Annotated in this window: 13 protein-coding genes; 7 read left to right on the forward strand and 6 right to left on the reverse strand. The window is 73.2% G+C overall.

Annotated elements, in window-relative coordinates; translation table 11 throughout:
• The first annotated feature begins 8 nt into the window (after positions 1-8).
• The 7 genes from ACZ6S8_RS32645 (at position 9) to ACZ6S8_RS32675 (ending at position 8,777) form a co-directional block, all read left to right on the forward strand.
• The gene (locus tag ACZ6S8_RS32645; protein ID WP_469461094.1) at positions 9-1,424 is read left to right on the forward strand and encodes an NADH-ubiquinone oxidoreductase-F iron-sulfur binding region domain-containing protein; all 1,416 of its coding nucleotides are present in this window, start codon (positions 9-11) and stop codon (positions 1,422-1,424) included.
• 97 nt (positions 1,425-1,521) lie between these two features.
• The gene (locus ACZ6S8_RS32650) at positions 1,522-2,631 is read left to right on the forward strand and encodes an SCO0930 family lipoprotein (RefSeq protein WP_469461096.1); all 1,110 of its coding nucleotides are present in this window, start codon (positions 1,522-1,524) and stop codon (positions 2,629-2,631) included.
• A 194-nt stretch (positions 2,632-2,825) separates the two neighbouring features.
• A complete protein-coding gene (locus ACZ6S8_RS32655) occupies positions 2,826-3,356 on the forward strand; it encodes a hypothetical protein (RefSeq protein WP_469461098.1) in 531 nt (176 codons plus the stop codon).
• Between the two features lie 207 nt (positions 3,357-3,563).
• Positions 3,564-5,153 (forward strand): alpha/beta fold hydrolase, encoded by a 1,590-nt coding sequence (locus ACZ6S8_RS32660; RefSeq protein WP_469461100.1) that lies wholly within the window; start codon positions 3,564-3,566, stop codon positions 5,151-5,153.
• 115 nt (positions 5,154-5,268) lie between these two features.
• Positions 5,269-6,435 carry an epoxide hydrolase family protein gene (locus ACZ6S8_RS32665; protein WP_469461101.1) on the forward strand — a complete coding sequence of 389 codons (1,167 nt, stop codon included), beginning with the start codon at positions 5,269-5,271 and terminating at the stop codon, positions 6,433-6,435.
• Between the two features lie 246 nt (positions 6,436-6,681).
• A complete protein-coding gene (locus ACZ6S8_RS32670; protein WP_469461102.1) occupies positions 6,682-7,500 on the forward strand; it encodes an alpha/beta fold hydrolase in 819 nt (272 codons plus the stop codon).
• Between the two features lie 98 nt (positions 7,501-7,598).
• Positions 7,599-8,777 carry an alpha/beta hydrolase gene (locus ACZ6S8_RS32675; protein WP_469461104.1) on the forward strand — a complete coding sequence of 393 codons (1,179 nt, stop codon included), beginning with the start codon at positions 7,599-7,601 and terminating at the stop codon, positions 8,775-8,777.
• A 25-nt stretch (positions 8,778-8,802) separates the two neighbouring features.
• On the opposite strand, the gene ACZ6S8_RS32680 is transcribed toward ACZ6S8_RS32675, so the two are convergent.
• The 6 genes from ACZ6S8_RS32680 to ACZ6S8_RS32705 all read right to left on the reverse strand — a co-directional run bounded on the left by ACZ6S8_RS32680 (position 8,803) and on the right by ACZ6S8_RS32705 (position 17,065).
• Positions 8,803-9,255: an SRPBCC family protein gene (locus ACZ6S8_RS32680; RefSeq protein ID WP_469461106.1), complete on the reverse strand. Its 453-nt coding sequence runs from the start codon at positions 9,253-9,255 to the stop codon at positions 8,803-8,805.
• Positions 9,256-9,398: 143 nt separating this feature from the next.
• Positions 9,399-9,812, reverse strand: coding sequence for a PaaI family thioesterase (locus tag ACZ6S8_RS32685; protein ID WP_469461108.1), 414 nt, complete (start codon positions 9,810-9,812; stop codon positions 9,399-9,401).
• 94 nt (positions 9,813-9,906) lie between these two features.
• Positions 9,907-11,928, reverse strand: a complete 2,022-nt coding sequence (locus tag ACZ6S8_RS32690) for an NADPH-dependent 2,4-dienoyl-CoA reductase (RefSeq protein WP_469461109.1) — start codon at positions 11,926-11,928, stop codon at positions 9,907-9,909.
• 251 nt (positions 11,929-12,179) lie between these two features.
• Entirely contained in the window at positions 12,180-15,203 is a 3,024-nt protein-coding gene (locus ACZ6S8_RS32695) for an alpha-mannosidase (protein ID WP_469461111.1), read from the reverse strand.
• Positions 15,204-15,317: 114 nt separating this feature from the next.
• Positions 15,318-16,193: a carbohydrate ABC transporter permease gene (locus tag ACZ6S8_RS32700; RefSeq protein ID WP_469461113.1), complete on the reverse strand. Its 876-nt coding sequence runs from the start codon at positions 16,191-16,193 to the stop codon at positions 15,318-15,320.
• The gene (locus tag ACZ6S8_RS32705) at positions 16,190-17,065 is read right to left on the reverse strand and encodes a carbohydrate ABC transporter permease (RefSeq protein WP_469461167.1); all 876 of its coding nucleotides are present in this window, start codon (positions 17,063-17,065) and stop codon (positions 16,190-16,192) included. Before ACZ6S8_RS32705 ends, ACZ6S8_RS32700 begins: the two co-directional genes overlap by 4 nt.
• Positions 17,066-17,116 lie beyond the last annotated feature (51 nt).

The following is a 17,116-nucleotide window of genomic DNA, read 5'->3' on the forward strand; positions in this document are numbered from 1 at the left end:
TCGGCTGTGTGGGCGCTCCCCGGCTGCTGGCCGGACTCGACCAGGTTCCGCGGCTCGACCGGGTCGCGCACCTGACCACCCACGGTTCGCTTCCCCTCTACCGCCCGGACGAGCTCGTCGAGCTCGCCGACAACATCGACCTGCGGGGACGCGGCGGGGCGGCCTTCCCCTTCCACCGCAAGCTGCGCGCCGTGATGCGCTCGGCCCGGAGCCGCGACGGCCGGACCGCGGTCGTCGTCAACGGCAGTGAGGGAGAGCCGAGTTGCCTCAAGGACAAGGCCCTGCTGCTGCACGCCCCGCACCTGGTCATCGACGGAGCCCTGCTGGCGGCCGCGGCGCTCGACGCCGAGGACGTCGTGGTCGCCGTCACCCGGGACGACGTGGAGCAGTCGGTGCGGGAGGCCATCGCGGAGCGCGGCCCGTCCGGCCGCCGGCTGCGCGTGGGACGGCTTCCCGAACGCTTCGTCACGGGCGAGGGCACCGCGATGATCAGCGGGTTGAACGGCGGTCCGACCCTTCCCTCCGGGCAGAAGGTACGGACCAGTGAGAGGGGACTGGGCGGCGTGCCCACCCTGCTGTCGAACACCGAGACCTTCGCCCAGCTGGCCCTCGCCGCACGGATCGGCGCGCTGGACTTCCGTACCGTCGGGCTCCCTTCGGAGCCCGGCACCATCATGCTGACGGTCGCGGGAGCCACGGTCGTCGAGGTCCCGGCCGGGACCTCGATGGCGTACGTCCTGGAGCTGTGCGGCACCGCCCCGGGACAAGGCGTGCTCGTCGGCGGCTACCACGGCAAGTGGCTCGACCCCGGATCCGCCCGCACCGCCGAGATCTCCCGGGAGTCCCTGGAGTCCCTCGGCGCGAGGCTGGGCGCGGGAGCGGTGCTCCCGCTGCCCGAGGACACCTGCCCGATGGGCGAGGTGGCGCGGGTCACCCGCTGGATGGCGAACGAGACGGCGGGCCAGTGCGGGCCCTGCGTGCGGGGACTGCCCGCCCTGGCCGACGTACTGGACGAGGCCCTGCGGGGAGGCGGCAGGACGGCGCTGGAGATGCTGGAGGCCCGGATGGCGGGCGTCATGAAGCGCGGGGCGTGCAGCCATCCCGACGGCACGTCGCGCTTCGTCGCCTCGGCCCTCTCCGCGTTCCCCGACGAGTTCCGCGACCACGCCCTCGGCAGCGGCTGCGGACGGCGCGTCCTGGGGGCGCTGCCCCTGCCCGAGGACGAGAGTCCCGAACGGCTCGTCGTGGACTGGACGCTGTGCAAGGGGCACGGGCTGTGCGTGGACATCCTCCCCGACGTGGTGCGGCTCGACGCGGACGGCTACCCCGCGGAGGCGTCCATGGCCGTACCGGGCCGGCTGCGGACGAAGGCGCTGCGCGCGGTACGGCGCTGCCCGGCGCTCGCCCTGCGCATCCTGGAATGACGTCCTGAACGGCCCCGGACCGCCTCCGAGTTCATTGTTGGCGCGATCTGACAAATTCCGTGGGATATGAACGTCCGCCGACTCGGGCCCCGTATCAATGAGCGAAGGCACGAGAACACGGAACCGAATTGAAGGAGAGATCGTGAACACAAGGCGTCGTGGAGTAATCGCCGGATCGGCGGTGGCGGTACTGCTGCTTACCGCAGGGTGCGGAGCCGCCGACACGTCCTCCGGAAATGCGAGTGCAGTACAGCCGGCGGGCTCCGGTAAACAGCTCGGATCGGGCTACGATTCGAACGGCGGATACGGGGCCGAAATGGAGGCGGGAGCGGGCGCGGGCGCCGGTTACGGCAGTGTCACCCCCGACGCGGCCGGTGCGGCCGCCAAGGCCGGTCCGGCCGGGGAGCTCAAGGTGCGGGACGTCCCGGGGCTCGGCTCCGCGGTGACCGACAGTGAGGGCTGGACGCTCTACCGCTTCGACAAGGACACGCCGAAGCCGCCCAAGTCGAACTGCGAGGGTGACTGCGCGAAGGTCTGGCCCGCGGTCGCGGCGGACGACGCGAAGGCCGGGGCGGGCATCGACGCAGGTCTGCTCGGTTCGGTCGCCCGCGCCGACGGAACCCGCCAGCTGACGCTCGCGGGGTGGCCCGTGTACCGCTACGCGAAGGACACCAAGCCCGGGGACACGCTCGGTGAGGGCGTCGGCGGCACCTGGCACGTCCTGGGGGCCGACGGCAAGCCGGCCGCGGCGGGCGGGAAGGGCGAGGGCCAGGGGTCGGGCACCGGCGCGGCGCCCGCTCCCGCCCCCGCGCCGGAGGCGTCCGAGGAAAAGCAGCAGGAAGCGGCGATCGAGCTCTCCGCCCGCGCCAACGCCGTATTGGGCACCATCGTCGCCGACGCGGAGGGGCGGACGCTCTACCGGTTCGACAAGGACAGCGCATGGCCGATGAAAATCGGCTGTGTCGGCGCCTGCCTCGACACCTGGAAGCCCGCCAAGCCGGTCGACAAGACGAAGGTCAAGGGAATTGCCGCCGAATTGATCGGAACGGTGAAAAGGCCCGACGGGAGCGAGCAGTTGACGATCGACTGCTGGCCGGTCTACTCGTTCACCGGGGACAAGGAAGCCGGTGACATCTCCGGGCACAACAAGCAGGGCCTCTGGTTCGCCGTGACCGAGAAGGGCAAGAAGGCCAAGGCCGTGAACTAGGCGGGCCCGCGCCCGAAGCATTGCCGAGTGGTCCGGGCCGGTGGGACGACACCACCCAGGCCCTCGCTCGCGGGCCGGGCCCGACCCGAAAGGGCGGTCCGGACGATCCCGCACCCCTTACTCGCGGTGTCCCGGGCGACCTCCCCGCGCCCGGGGCACCGCGGCCGTCCTTCCGACCAGCCGATGAGGTACCCATGCCGAGGACCGAAACGCAGCGTGACGACATCCGACCGTGCCGGATCCACCGGATCCGCCGGATCCGGCGCCCGCGGCACGCACTCGCGGCGCTCGCCGCGGTCTGCGCCACGCTGCTGAGCGCCGGCTGCTCCGGGGCCTCGGCCGCGCACCCGGCGGCGAGCCACGGTTCGGCCCACCCGGCGGCGAAGGCCGGGTCGGCGTCCGCGTCCGGCGCCCCCTCCCCCGGAACCCCGTCCACCACCATCGAGGAGATCGCCGCCGCCATCGGATGCGCGGCCGAAGTCAGCGTGCAGGCAGAGGAGTTGCGCCAGGGCGGCTGCGAGAGCACGCAGGGCCCCTTCCGCATCGCCACCTTCGCCGCCGAGCAGGGCCTGCGCTCCTGGCTGACCGAGGCGCAGGCGTACGGCGGCCTCTACCTGGTCGGCGACCGGTGGGTGGTCACCGCGCAGTCGGCGGAGGCCCTGGGCGGCCTGCGCGGACGGATCGGCGGCTCCCTGGAGAACGGCGCCGACCACACGGGCCACTGACGCGCACCGCGACGCCCCTGCGCGGGACGTGCGGCGCACGGCAGTCCGCGCAACGCAGGCGGTGTGTCGGCCAGTTGTCCGGATTTCAGCTCATTCGTGAGGCGCACAAGGACCGACCCCTCGGGATGATTCGGCAGCGGCGTCATATGCAACAAGGTGGACGGGTAAGCGAATTCGGCGAAATTCACCGACCCTAAGGAACGGCCCGTGCGCTTGAAACGCCTCGCACCGCTGCTCACCACCGCCGGTCTCATCGCGACCGCCCTGCCCCTGCTGGGCGCGACCCAGGCCTCCGCCGCCCCGGAAGCGGCGTACCTGAAGCAGAAGCCGGCCTGGTCCCGGTGCGCGGAGGACCAGCCAGCCTCGTTCGAGTGCGCCACGCTGAAGGTCCCGCTCGACTACCGGCGTCCCGAGGGCCGCACGATCGACCTCGCGATATCCCGGCTGAAGACCGTGACCCCCGCCAAGCGGCACGGCGTCATGCTGTTCAACCCCGGCGGGCCGGGCGGCAGCGGGCTCCACGACCCGGTGGTGATGAACGAGCTGATGCCGAAGGACGTACGGGACCGGTACGACCTCATCGGCTTCGACCCGCGCGGCGTCGGCAGGAGCAGCCCGATCACCTGCGGCCTGACCCCGGCCGAGGAGGCCATCGACCGGCCGTACCGGCCCGAGACGTACGCGGCGGACGTGGCCTGGGCCCGTACCGTCGCCGAGAAGTGCCGCGAGAAGTCCGGCGACGTGATCCCGTACATCACCACCCGCAACACGGCGCGCGACATGGACACGATCCGCGCGGTGCTCGGCGAGCGGAAGCTCTCGTACGTGGGCTACTCGTACGGGACCTACCTCGGCGCGGTGTACGCGCAGATGTTCCCCCAGCGGACCGACCGCTTCGTGCTGGACAGCGGTGTGGACCCGCAGCGCATCTGGCGCGGCATGATCCAGGTGTGGGCGACCGAGGCCGAGCCCGCGTACGAGCGGTGGACCCGGTGGGCGGCCGAGCGCTCGGACCAGTACGGACTCGGCACGACGCCCGAGGCGGTGTCGGGCACGTTCTGGGGACTGGTGGAGCGCGCGGACCGCGAGCCGATCGACTACTTCGGCACGAAGCTCACGGGCGTCGACATCCGGGCGGCGCGGGCCGTCTTCTTCTACCCGGCGCAGGCTTCGGCCATCGTCCGGCAGATCAAGGCCGCGGCCGACGGCACCCTCCCGCCCGGAGGGGAGGCCGCGCCGGACCTGGGGAAGCTGATCTCCGCGGGCCGGGCCGCCGACCCGCAGCCGGTCGCGGACAACGGCACGGCCGTCCTGTGGTCGGTGCTGTGCGGGGACACGGGCGCCTGGCCCCGCTACACCGAGCAGTACGCGCGGGACGCGGCGAAGGACAAGGCGAAGTACCCGCTGTACGGGGACATGGCCTCCAACATCAAGCCGTGCGCCTTCTGGGACCGGCCGGTCGAGTCGGCCACCCCGATGAACAAGCGGGCGGACGTGCTGACGGTGCAGAACGAGTGGGACTCGCAGACCCCGCTCGCCAGCGGCCAGGGCCTGCACCGCGCGCTCAAGGGCTCGCGGATGGTGCTGGCGGCCGGGGGTGAGGGCCACGCCGTGTACCTCGTCGACCCCGCCTCCTGCGTCAACCCGGTGGTCAACGGTTACCTGACCACCGGTCGGCTGCCCGCCGAGGACGTGACCTGCCAGAGCCCGCCGGCCGACCCCGGGCAGCGGCTCTCCCGGAACCCGTCGAAGCAGGTGCCGTTCCCGGCCGGGCCCGGGCGGTTCCTGACTCCCTGACCGGTCGGCACTCCGCGGAGCACCGCGGACCGGGCACCGTCCGCGCCGTCGCGGGCGGTGCCCGGTCCGCTCCGCCGCCGGGCGGCCGGGGTCCGGCGGCGATAGCATGCGCCCCATGCCGGACGCAGTTCGCCGCCCCGTGCCGTTCACCCGTCAGACCGCTCCCGCGGCGCTGGAGGACCTCCGGGCGCGGCTGCGCGCGACGCGGTGGCCGGACTCGCCCCGGGAGGCCGGATGGTCGCTCGGGACCGACCTCGGCTACCTCCGCGAGCTCGTCGCGTACTGGGCGGACGGGTTCGACTGGCCGGCCCAGGAGGCCGCGCTCGCCCGGCTGCCCCGCTTCCGCGTCCCGCTCGGCGGCCTCGGCATCCACTTCGTGCACGCCAGGGCCGTGGCGCCGGCCGGGCCCGTCCTCCCGCTGGTCCTCAGCCACGGCTGGCCGGACTCGTTCTGGCGCTACCAGAAGGTCGTCCCGCTGCTGACCGACCCCGGCGGGCACGGCGCCGACCCGGCGGACGCGTTCGACGTGGTCGTACCCGACATGCCGGGCTACGGGTACTCCGACGCCCCGGCCGGTCCGGCCCTCGACTCCGTCGCCGTCGCGGGCCTGTGGGCGGAGCTCATGGACCTCCTCGGCTACCGCCGGTTCGGCGCCGCGGGCGGCGACATGGGCAGCCACGTGAGCCGCTTCCTCGCGCTCGACCACCCCGAGCGGGTCGTCGCCGTCCACCGCACCGACGCCGGGCTGCCCGTCTTCGGCGGTGACCCGGCGGTGCTCGCCCCCGAGGAGCGCGCGTGGCTCGCCGAAGCCGCGGCCTGGGGCGGGTCCGAGGGCGCCTACGCCGCCCTGCACCGTACGAAGCCCCAGACGGCGGCCTTCGGGCTCACCGACTCGCCGGCCGGGCTGGCCGCGTGGATCGTCGAGAAGCTCCGGACGTGGAGCGACTGCGACGGTGACGTCGAGCGGTCCTTCACGAGGGACGAGATCCTCACGAACCTCACGCTCTACTGGCTCACGGGGACCATCGGCTCCTCGATGCGCATGTACCGGGCGAACGCCGCGATCCCCCTCGCGCAGCACGCCCGCCGGGTCGAGGTGCCGTCGGGCTTCTCGCTGTTCGCCGGTGACGTCGTGCGCCCGCCGCGGGCGTGGCTCGACCGCACGGCGAACGTCGTGCGCGTCACCGAGCCGGCGCGCGGCGGCCACTTCGCCCCGTTCGAGGAGCCCGAGCTGTACGCGGAGGAACTGCGCACGTTCTTCCGCCCCTACCGGTCCGCCTGACCGCCCGCTCTCCCCCGCAGCCCCTCTTCCGTCCGCCGCGCGCGGTCCATGCCCCGCGGAGCGTTCAGCTGCACACCATTGCAACGCATGGCACCCTTTCATTGCATTCGACTTCAGGATCATTGCAATGAAATACCGGCATTCACCTGTACTAACAGGGATCACCCGCGGGAAGCTCATTGAAGGAATCTTGAATGCAACGTAGCGTTCACCACATCAGAAACATCGAGCAGACAGGTGAACGCCATGAAGACCTTCGACACCACCGCCGAACCGTCCGCCTGGACCGGCACCGTGCCGGTCGACGACACCGCCTTGGCCGTGACCGACACCGGCGGGCCCGGCCGCCCCGTGATCTATCTCAACGGTTCCTACGCCGACCGGTCGCACTGGCGGCGCGTGACGGCGGACCTCGGCGGCGGCTTCCGGCACCTCACCTACGACGAGCGTGCCCGCGGCGCGTCGCGGCGCTCCGACGACTACTCCTTCGAGGCGTGCCTGCGCGACGTCGACGCCGTCCTCGCCGCCAGGGACGTGGAGCGGCCGATCCTGGTCGGCTGGTCCTACGGCGCGATGCTCGCCGTGCACTGGGCCGCCCGGAACCCGGGCCGCGCGCTCGGCGTCGTGTCCGTGGACGGCGCCCTTCCGCACGAGTGGCTCGACGATGCGGCCCGCGAGAAGATCCGCACGCTGTTCCGCCGGCTGAGCCCGCTCTTCCCCATCGCCCGCCCGCTCGGACTGGCCGCGCGCATGAGCGCCGCGCAGCACGCCGAGATCAACATCGAGGCCAACGAGCTGTGCGCGCCCGCCGCCCTCGAACCGGTCCTCGACCGCCTCGCCGTGCCGACCCGGTACGTGCTCGCCACCGGCGGAAACCTGGGCGGTGAAGCCGAGTTGATGGAGCGGATCCGTGCCGGCCTCGACCCCGCGCTCGCCCGCAATCCGAACATCCGGGTCAGCGCGAAGGTGGCGAGCAACCATTCCAGGATCCTGCGCAGGGACTTCCGGGCCGTCGCCGACGCGGTGCGCGAACTCGCGGCCGACGGCGGCCCCGAGGCCGGCTGAACAGCCGGGCACACCCGACCGGAACACACCATGGGCAGAATGGTCCAGACCAACTACGGTGGGCGGTCGTAGTGTTCGCCGCGTCCCCGAGGTGGATCATGCTCACGCGCCGCTCGACCCTGCTCCTCGCCGGCTCGGCCGCCGGCGCCGCGCTCCTGCCCACCGCGGCGGAGGCCGCGGCCGCCCCACCCGCCGTACCCGTCAGGGACGTTCACCTCCCGCTGCCGGCACCCGGCGCCCGCCGACCGGTGGGGACGCGGACGCTGCACCTCGTCGACCACCGCCGCGCGGACCCGCTCGCACCGGACCGCCGGGCCCGCGAGCTGATGGTGCAGCTGTGGTACCCCGCCGCCGACGAGGCGGGCCGGCCGCGGGCCGCCTACACCACTGCCCCGGTCGCCGCGGCCGTCGAGGCGGCCCTGCCGCTGACGCCCGGGACGCTGGGCGCCGTACGTCCGCACGCCCGGTACGGGGCCCCGGCCGCGCGGGGGCCGCTGCCCCTGCTGCTGCTCGGCCACGGGCGCCGGGGCGGGCGCAGCAACTGCACGGCGCTGGCGGAGGAGTTGGCGGCTCACGGGTACCTGGTGGCGGGCGTGGACCACACCTTCGACGCCGAGGCGGTGGAGTTCCCCGGCGGCCGGGTGGTGCGCAGCGCGCTGCCCGCGGAGCCCGCCGACTGGGACGCGCAGGAGCGGCTCGAAATCGGGGCCCGGGTCGGCGACCTGCGCTTCGTGGCGACCGAGCTCACCCGTCCGGGCGTACGGGGCCTGCGGCCGGAGGGGCCGGTCGCGGACCCGGCGCGGATCGGGGTCCTGGGCCACTCGATGGGCGGGGCCGCGGCTGCCGAGGTCCTGCGCGTGGACGGCCGTTTCCGGGCCGGACTCGGCCTGGACGGGGCGTTCTTCGGCTCGCCCGTCGCGGACGTCGGGCTGGACCGGCCCTACCTCCTGCTCACCGCGCTGGAGGACCACGACACGTGGCGGCGCTGGCGCGGCCACCAGCGCGGCTGGGCCCGCCAGGTGCGGCTCACGGGCAGCGGCCACCTGACGTTCACCGACGTCCCGCACTTCGCGGGCCCGGGCGGGCTGCGGGAGGCCTGGCCGGAGGACCTGTACGCGGAGCTGCTGGGCGCCCTGGCCCCGGCCCGCTCCACGGAGCTGGTCCGCGCCTACACCCGCGCGTTCTTCGACCGGTTCCTGCTGGGCCGCCGCGCGCCCCTCCTGGACGCCCCGTCGGCCCGCTTCCCGGAGGCGGACTTCCGCTGGGGCCACGGCTGACCGGCGGGAGACCCGAAGACGCCGCTCAGGACGCGAGGGAGGCTTCGGCCGCCGCCTTGATGCGGCGGCCGAAGTCCGGGGCGTCCTTGCGGGCCGCGCTCACGGCCAGGCCGACGAGCAGCTTGCCGATCCCGTGACCCTCCAGGGTGTTGAAGATCCGGACCCGGGTGCGGCCGCCGGGGAGGGTTTCGAGGTCGTAGCCGCCGGACGCGGTGACCAGGTTCTTGGTCTGCTCCGTCCAGCGGATCAGGCCCGGCGGCTCGTACGCGGTGATGCGGAACTCGCGGCCGGTCTTCATCCCCGCGTCCTTGACCGTGCTGCGGAAGACCGTGCCGACGGAGGTCGGGCCGTCGGGCGTCTTGGTGATCTCCTGCACCCGCGGGCTGAACTCCGGGTCGTGGCGCCCGTCGGCGAGGTAGGCGAAGACCGCCTCGATCGGCCGGTCGATCTCCACGCTCGCCTCGAACTGTCCGGACATGTCCACTCCTCGTACGACCCGGGCGGCCCGCGGCGCGATCCGCAACGGGGTCCACGATCGCAGAGGTGGGGCTCAGGCGCGCGCCAACCGACCGGACGGCGACGGCGCGGTGCCCGGGCGCGGCCCGGGCTCGCCGGAGGGGCTCAGCCGAGCAGGGCGTAGACCGTGGAGGCCGTCGCCGCCGGCTCGTCGGCGCCCTCGGGGGTCATGGTGACGTCCGCGAAGGCCATCCGCCGGCCGAGCTTGGTGACCCGTACGCGGATCAGCACGTCCGCGCCGACCACCGGCCGCTGGAAGCTGGTCGACTGCTGGACCGTGGTCATCGGCCCGTACTCCCCGCGCGCGGCGGACAGGGCGATGACCGTGGCCGTGTCGGCGGCCGCCATCAGCGCCTGGCCGGAGAGGCCGCCGCCGTCCCGGGCCAGGGTGTCGGACCAGGGCAGCCGCAGCACGGCGTGCCGCTCCCCGGTCTCCTCGACGGTCAGGCCGAGGGAGAGCACCCAGGGGGCGAAGTGGTCGGCGAGGATCTTCTCGGCGTCTGCCGGTGTCAGCGTCACCAGGAGATTGTGGCGGCCGGGACCCGCCCGCCACAACACCCTGGAGCGCGAAGGATCATCCCCGGGAGGATCTCCCGCCCGCAGGCCCTCCGGCTCAGAGGCGGGCGGCCAGCTCCGTGCCCTGGCGGATGGCCCGCTTGGCGTCGAGTTCCGCGGCCACGTCGGCGCCGCCGATCAGGTGCGCCTCGACGCCCGCCTCGCGCAGCGCCTCCCACAGGTCGCGCCGCGGCTCCTGGCCCGTGCACAGGACCACGGTGTCGGCGGGTACGAGGCGCTGCTCGCCGCCGACCGTGATGTGCAGGCCCTCGTCGTCGATGCGGTCGTAGGTGGCCCCGGCGACGGAGACGACCCCGCGGTGCTTGAGCTCCGCGCGGTGGATCCATCCGGTGGTGGTGCCCAGGCCCGCGCCGACCTTGGTGGTCTTGCGCTGGAGCAGGTGCACCCGGCGCGGCGGGGCGGGCCGCTCGGGGGCGGTGAGCCCGCCGGGTCCGGCGTACGAGGTGTCCACGCCCCAGTGCCGGAAGTACACGGCGGGGTCCTGGGAGGCGCCCTCGCCGCTGTCGGTGAGGAACTCCGCGACGTCGAAGCCGATGCCGCCGGCCCCGACGACGGCGACGCGCTCACCGACCGGGGCGCCGTCGCGCAGCACGTCGAGGTAGGTGACGACGCCGGGGTGGTCGACGCCCTCGATGTCGGGGGTGCGGGGGGAGACTCCGGTGGCGACCACCACCTCGTCGAAGCCTTCGAGCGTCCGCACGTCGGCGCGGGTGTTCAGGCGGACCTCCACCCCGCTCTCCACGAGCTGGGTGCCGAAGTAGCGGATGGTCTCCTCGAACTCCTCCTTGCCCGGGATGCGGCGGGCGATGTCGAGCTGGCCCCCGATGTGCCCCGAGGCCTCGAAGAGGGTGACGGCGTGGCCGCGACCGGCGGCGGAGACGGCGCAGGCCAGCCCGGCGGGGCCGGCGCCGACGACGGCGACGCTCTTCTTCAGCCGGGTGGGCGCGAGGACCAGCTCGGTCTCGTGGCAGGCGCGCGGGTTGACGAGGCAGCTGGTGATCTTGCCGCTGAAGGTGTGGTCGAGGCAGGCCTGGTTGCAGCCGATGCAGGTGTTGATGGTCTCGGCGCGGCCGGCCGCGGCCTTGGCGACGAAGTCGGCGTCGGCGAGGAAGGGGCGGGCCATGGAGACGAGGTCGGCGCGCCCGTCGGCGAGCACCTCCTCGGCGATCTCGGGGGTGTTGATGCGGTTGCTGGTGACGAGCGGAACGCTCACCGCGCCCATCAGCCGCTTCGTGACCCAGGTGTACGCGCCGCGCGGGACGGAGGTGGCGATGGTGGGGATGCGGGCCTCGTGCCAGCCGATGCCGGTGTTGATGATGGTGGCGCCGGCGGCCTCGACCTCCTTGGCGAGGCGGACGACCTCGTCGAGGGTGGAGCCGCCCGGGATCAGGTCCAGCATGGAGAGGCGGTAGACGATGATGAAGTCCTCGCCGACGGCCGCGCGGGTGCGCCGGACGATCTCCAGCGGGAAGCGGACGCGGTTCTCGTAGGCGCCGCCCCAGCGGTCGGTGCGGCGGTTGGTCGCGGCCGCGATGAACTCGTTGACGAGGTAGCCCTCGGAGCCCATGATCTCGACGCCGTCGTAGCCGGCGAGCTTCGCCAGGCGGGCGGCGCGGACGAAGTCCTCGACCGTGCGCTCGACCTCGATGTCGGTGAGCTCGTTCGGGACGAACGGGCTGATGGGGGCCTGGAGCGGGCTGGGGGCGACCAGGTCCTTGTGGTAGGCGTAGCGGCCGAAGTGGAGGATCTGCATCGCGATCTTCCCGCCCTCGGCGTGCACGGCCTCGGTGATCACCCGGTGCTCGGCCGCCTCCTCCTCGGTGGTGAGGCGCGAGCCGCCCTCGAAGGGGCGGCCGGCGTCGTTGGGCGCGATGCCGCCGGTGACGATCAGGCCGACCCCGCCGCGGGCGCGCTCGGCGTAGAAGGCGGCGAGGCGCTCGAAGCCGCCCTCGTGCTCCTCCAGGCCGGTGTGCATGGAGCCCATGACCACGCGGTTCGGCAGCGTGGTGAAACCGAGGTCCAGGGGGCTCAACAGGTGCGGGTACCGGCTCTGCGACATGGGGGGCGCCTCCTCGCGCGGGGGTGATGACCCTGTTCTAGCGAGCCGGGGCTGGTTTTGCAACTAGGTGCATAACCGAATGCGGACGTTCCCCCTGGCCCGGACCGGCAACCACGGGCCGGGCCGCGCTCCCCTGTGGCGGAGTTCACGGCCGCGGCGCCGCCGGGACGAGCTGCGGCGCCGCCGGGACGAGCCGCGGTGCCGCCGGGACGGCCTCCCCCGTGGGCCGCCCCGGCAGCGCCGTGTCCCCGTCAGGCCCCGCGCAGGCGGATCGTGACGATCTGGAACGGGCGCAACGTCAGCGCGACCGTGCCCGCCGGCGTGACCGGGCCGACCGCCCCCGCCTCCAGCGGCCGCTCCAGCAGGTCGCTCTCGACCGCGGCCGCGAGCGGGAACCCGGCCGCGAGGGTGGCCGCGGCCCGGCCGCCCCGGGACTCGTACAGGCGGACGATCACGTCGCCGCCGCGGTCCTCGGCGAGCTTGACCGACGCGACGACCACCGCGTCGCCGTCCACCGCCACCAGGGGCTCCACCGGGCCGGCGCCGGTCAGGGTGCGCTCGGGCAGGTTGAGCGCGTGGCCCTCGCGGACCGCGTCGGCGATGCCGGCCCCGGGGGCGAGCGAGAAGCGCAGGGTGTGGGAGCCCTGGTCGGTCTCCGGGTCGGGATAGCGCGGGGCCCGCAGGAGGGAGAGCCGTACGGTGGTGGTCTGGCCGCCGTCCGGCCGTACGTCGCGGGTCACGTCGTGCCCGTACGTGGAGTCGTTGAGCAGCGCCGCACCCCAGCCGGGTTCGCCCACGTGGATCCAGCGGTGGGCGCAGATCTCGAACTTGGCCGCCTCCCAGGAGGTGTTGGTGTGCGTGGCCCGGTACACGTGCCCGAACTGGGTCTCGGAGGCGGACCGCTCGGCCTTCACGTCCAGCGGGAAGGCGGCCTTCAGGAACTTCTCCGTCTCGTGCCACTCCACGACCGTGACGATGTCCACCGTCCTGGCGCCGGAGCGCAGCGTCACCGACTGGACGGCCGAGGAGGAGCCGAAGGAGCGGGTGGCGCGGACGGTGGCGGACTCCGGGCCGTCCCGGGTGACCTCCAGGGAGTCCAGGTCCACGAGGTCGGTGACGTTGTTCCGGTAGAACGCGTCGATGTCCCAGGCGTCCCACATGTTCGGGAAGTCGGGGTGGATCTGGAGCAGGTTGGCCGCCGCGCCGGGGGCGACGGACTCCCGGCCGGCCTCCAGATCCCAGGCCGACACGATCAGGCCCCGGCCGTCGACCTCCACCCGCAGCCGTCCGTTGGCCAGGACGTGGCCGCCGCCGTGCCGCTCCCGCACCGTGACCGGCTCGCCGGCCGCGGCGGGGCGGCAGGCGCCGCCGGCGGGGACGCCGCGCCGGGCGTGCGGGGCGCAGTTGAAGACCAGCTCCGCGTCTCCCTCCCCCGCCAGCGCGCCCTGCGCGGCGCGGGTGATCCCCCGCAGCTCCTCGCCCAGCGCCGCGTACGTGGCGCGCGCCTCGCGGTGCACCCAGGCGATGGAGGACCCGGGCAGGATGTCGTGGAACTGGTGCAGGAGCACCGTCTTCCAGATCCGCTCCAGATCCTCGTACGGGTAGGCGTACCCGGGATCCCGCACCGCGGCGGTGGCCGCCCACAGCTCGGCCTCGCGCAGCAGGGACTCGCTGCGCCGGTTGCCCTGCTTGGTCTTGGCCTGGGAGGTGTAGGTGCCGCGGTGGAGCTCCAGGTAGAGCTCGCCGGCCCACACGGGGGCGTCCGCGTACTCGGCGCGGGCCTTCTCGAAGAACGCGTCGGGGCGCTCGATCTCGACGCGCGGGGACCCCTCCAGGTCCCGCTGGCGCCGGGCGCGGGCGAGGTGCTCGCGCGTGGGACCCCCACCGCCGTCGCCCCAGCCGAAGGGGACCAGTGAGCGCGAACCCCGCCCCTTCTCCCGGTAGTTGCGGGCCGCGTGGGCCAGCTGGGTGCCGCCCAGGTCGGAGTTGTAGGTGTCGACGGGCGGGAAGTGCGTGAAGACGCGGGTGCCGTCGATGCCCTCCCACCGGAAGGTGTGGTGGGGGAACGCGTTGACCTGCGACCAGGAGATCTTCTGGGTCAGGAACGACGTGCAGCCGGCGAGCCTGACGATCTGCGGCATGGCGGCCGTGTAGCCGAAGGAGTCGGGCAGCCACACGGTGTGCGTGTCGATGCCGAACTCGTCGAGGAAGAACTTCTTGCCGTAGAGGAACTGGCGGGCCATGGCCTCGCCGCCGACCATGTTCGTGTCGGACTCGACCCACATCCCGCCGACGGGCACGAACCGGCCGTCGGCGATCCTCTTCTTGATCCGCTCGAACAGCTCCGGCCGGTAGGTCTTGATCCAGTCGAGCTGCTGCGCCTGCGACATCGCGAACACGAACTCGGGGTGCTCGTCCATCAGGGCGAGGACGTTGGACGTGGTGCGGGCGACCTTGCGGACCGTCTCGCGCAGCGGCCACAGCCACGCGGAGTCGATGTGGGCGTGGCCCACCGCGCTGATCCGGTGCGCGGAGGCGTGGGCGGGCGCGGCCAGCACCGCGGCGAGGTGCGTACGGGCGGACGCGGCCGAGCCGGGCACGTCACCGAGGTCCACGGCGTCGAGGGCCGCGTCGAGGGCGCGCAGGATCGCGTAGCGGCGGGCGTCCCCCGTGCCGAGCTGCGTCATGAGGTCGTAGAGCACCTCCAGGTCCTGGACCAGCTCCCAGACCTCGGTCTCGAAGACGGTCAGGTCCATCCGGGCGAGCCGGTAGAGCGGCTGGTCGCCGCTGGTCCGCAGGTCGCCCTCGTACGTCGCGGCGTGGTCGACGAGGACGGGGTTGGAGGCTGCCTCGACGTACCACTCGACCCGCTCGCCGCCCTCGGCCCGGTCGGCGACGCGCACCCAGTCGTTGGCGGGGTTGAGCGCCTTGACCTCGGCGCCGTCGGCCCGGTGGACCAGGCCCTCGCACTGGAATCCCGGCATCATCCGGTCGAAGCCGAGGTCGAGGACGGCCTCCACCGTACGGCCGGCCCACTCGGCCGGTACGGTGCCGGTGACCTTGAACCAGGTGGTGCCCCAGGCGGGGCCCCAGGCGTCGCCGACCGCGCAGGGCCCGTACGCGGCCGCCAGTCCCTCGGCGACGGGGACGGGCTCGCCGGGAGCCTCCCACCGCTCGACGGCCAGCGGGACCGGCCGGGTGTGGACGGCGGGCTTGATGCGCTCCTTGAGGACCCGGCGGAGGCGGTGTTCGGTGATGCTGCGGTCGTCGTGCATGACGGCTGCTCCAGGGAGGCGGGTGCGTACGGAGGACGGGAAGGGACGGACGAGGCGAGCGGGACGGGTGGGGCGGGCGGCGGGGGCGGCCGGCGGCGGGACGGGTGCGGCAGCTCAGAGCTTGACCGCGCCGTCGCCGACTCCCTTGAAGAAGAACCGCTGGAGGGCGAAGAAGAGCAGCATCATCGGGATCAGCGCCGCCATCGCACCGGCGGCGATGAGCCGCTGGTCGTTCACCGTGGTGGCGCCGGCCAGCGTCTTCAGCCCCAGCTGCAGGGTGTAGTGGTCGCTGTCGGTGAGGACGAGCAGGGGCCACAGGAAGTCGTCCCAGGCGCCCATGAAACTGGTGATGCAGACGACCGCCAGGGCTCCCTTGGCGGAGGGCAGGAAGACCCGGGAGAAGCGGGTCCACTCGTTGGCGCCGTCCAGCACCGCGGCCTCCTCCAGCTCCTTGGGCACCGCCAGGAAGGCCGCCCGCATGACCATGATGTTGAGGACGGACACGGCCCCGGGGAGCCACACGCCGATGAGGGTGTCGACCAGGCCCATGTCCCGGACGGTGAGGAACATCGAGATCATCACGGACTCGAACGGGAACATCAGGGTCGCCACCAGCACGGTGAACACCGCCGTGCGGCCCTTCCACGCGGCACGGGAGAGGGCGTACCCGCCCATCGCCGCGAACAGCGTGTTCGACGTGACCGCGAGGGCCGCGACGACGAGGGTGTTGCCCGTGTACTGCAGGAGCGGGAAGGACCCCGCGACCCTGACGTAGTTGTCGAGGGTGGGCTGTGAGGGCAGCACCCCGTCGTACACGTTCTCGGTGCGGCCGCGGATCGAGGTCAGGAACTGCCAGACGATCGGTCCGAGCATGACGGCCAGCATCAGCAGCAGCGTCGCGTACCGGCCGGTGCGGCCGATCCGCCGGCGCCTGCGGTCGGCGCGGGAGCGCCGGGATTCCGGACGTCCGGGAGGGGACGGAGCGCTCACGCCTCGTCCCCCTTCGACAGGCGGCGGCCCAGCAGGCTGAAGACCAGGGTCAGCAGGAACAGCAGGATGGACAGGGCGGAGGCGTAACCCGTCTCGCCGGCGAAGCCCAGGCCGACCTGCCGGATCAGGAACGGCAGGGTGCGGGCGCCGCCGCCGGGGCCGCCGCTCTCGCCCCCGAGGATGTAGATCTCGGTGAAGACCCGGAGCGCGGAGACGGCGGACAGGGTGCCGACCAGCAGCATCATCGGCTTCACCTGGGGGACGGTGATGCTGAAGAAGCGGCGTACGGCGCCGGCGCCGTCGAGCGCGGCCGCCTCGTGGAGCGAGGCGGGGACGTTCCCGAGGGCCGCGAGGTAGAAGACCATGTAGTAGCCGAGGCCCTTCCACACCGTCACGATCATCGCGGAGACGAGCAGCATGGTGCTGTCGGTCAGGAACGGGATCGGCTCGGAGACGAGGGACAGCCTCCGGAAGACGGTGTTGACCAGCCCGTCGCTGCGCAGCACCCACTGCCAGATCAGGCCGACGACCACGGCCGAGGCGATCACCGGGGTGTAGAACGCGGAGCGGAAGACGCCGATGCCCGGGATCTCGGTCTGCACGAGGACGGCGAGGGCCAGCGGCAGGAACACCAGGCACGGCACGACGACCACGAGGTACAGCACGCTGTTGCCGGCCGCGACCCAGAAGTCGGGGTCCGCGAAGGCGCGGGTGTAGTTGGCGAAGCCGACGAAGGTGCCGCCGCGCAGGATGCGGGCGTCGGTGAAGGAGAGGACGACGGTGTTGACGAAGGGCCAGAGGCTGAACAGGCACACCATCACCAGGCCGGGCGCGAGGAAGAGGTACGGGGTCCACCACGAGCGGTGCACCAGCCCCGTGCCAGCCTCCCCGGCCGCCTTCGCCCGCCTGTTTTTTGCCTCCCC

The sequence above is a fragment of the Streptomyces sp. NPDC048461 genome (genome assembly GCF_055587105.1).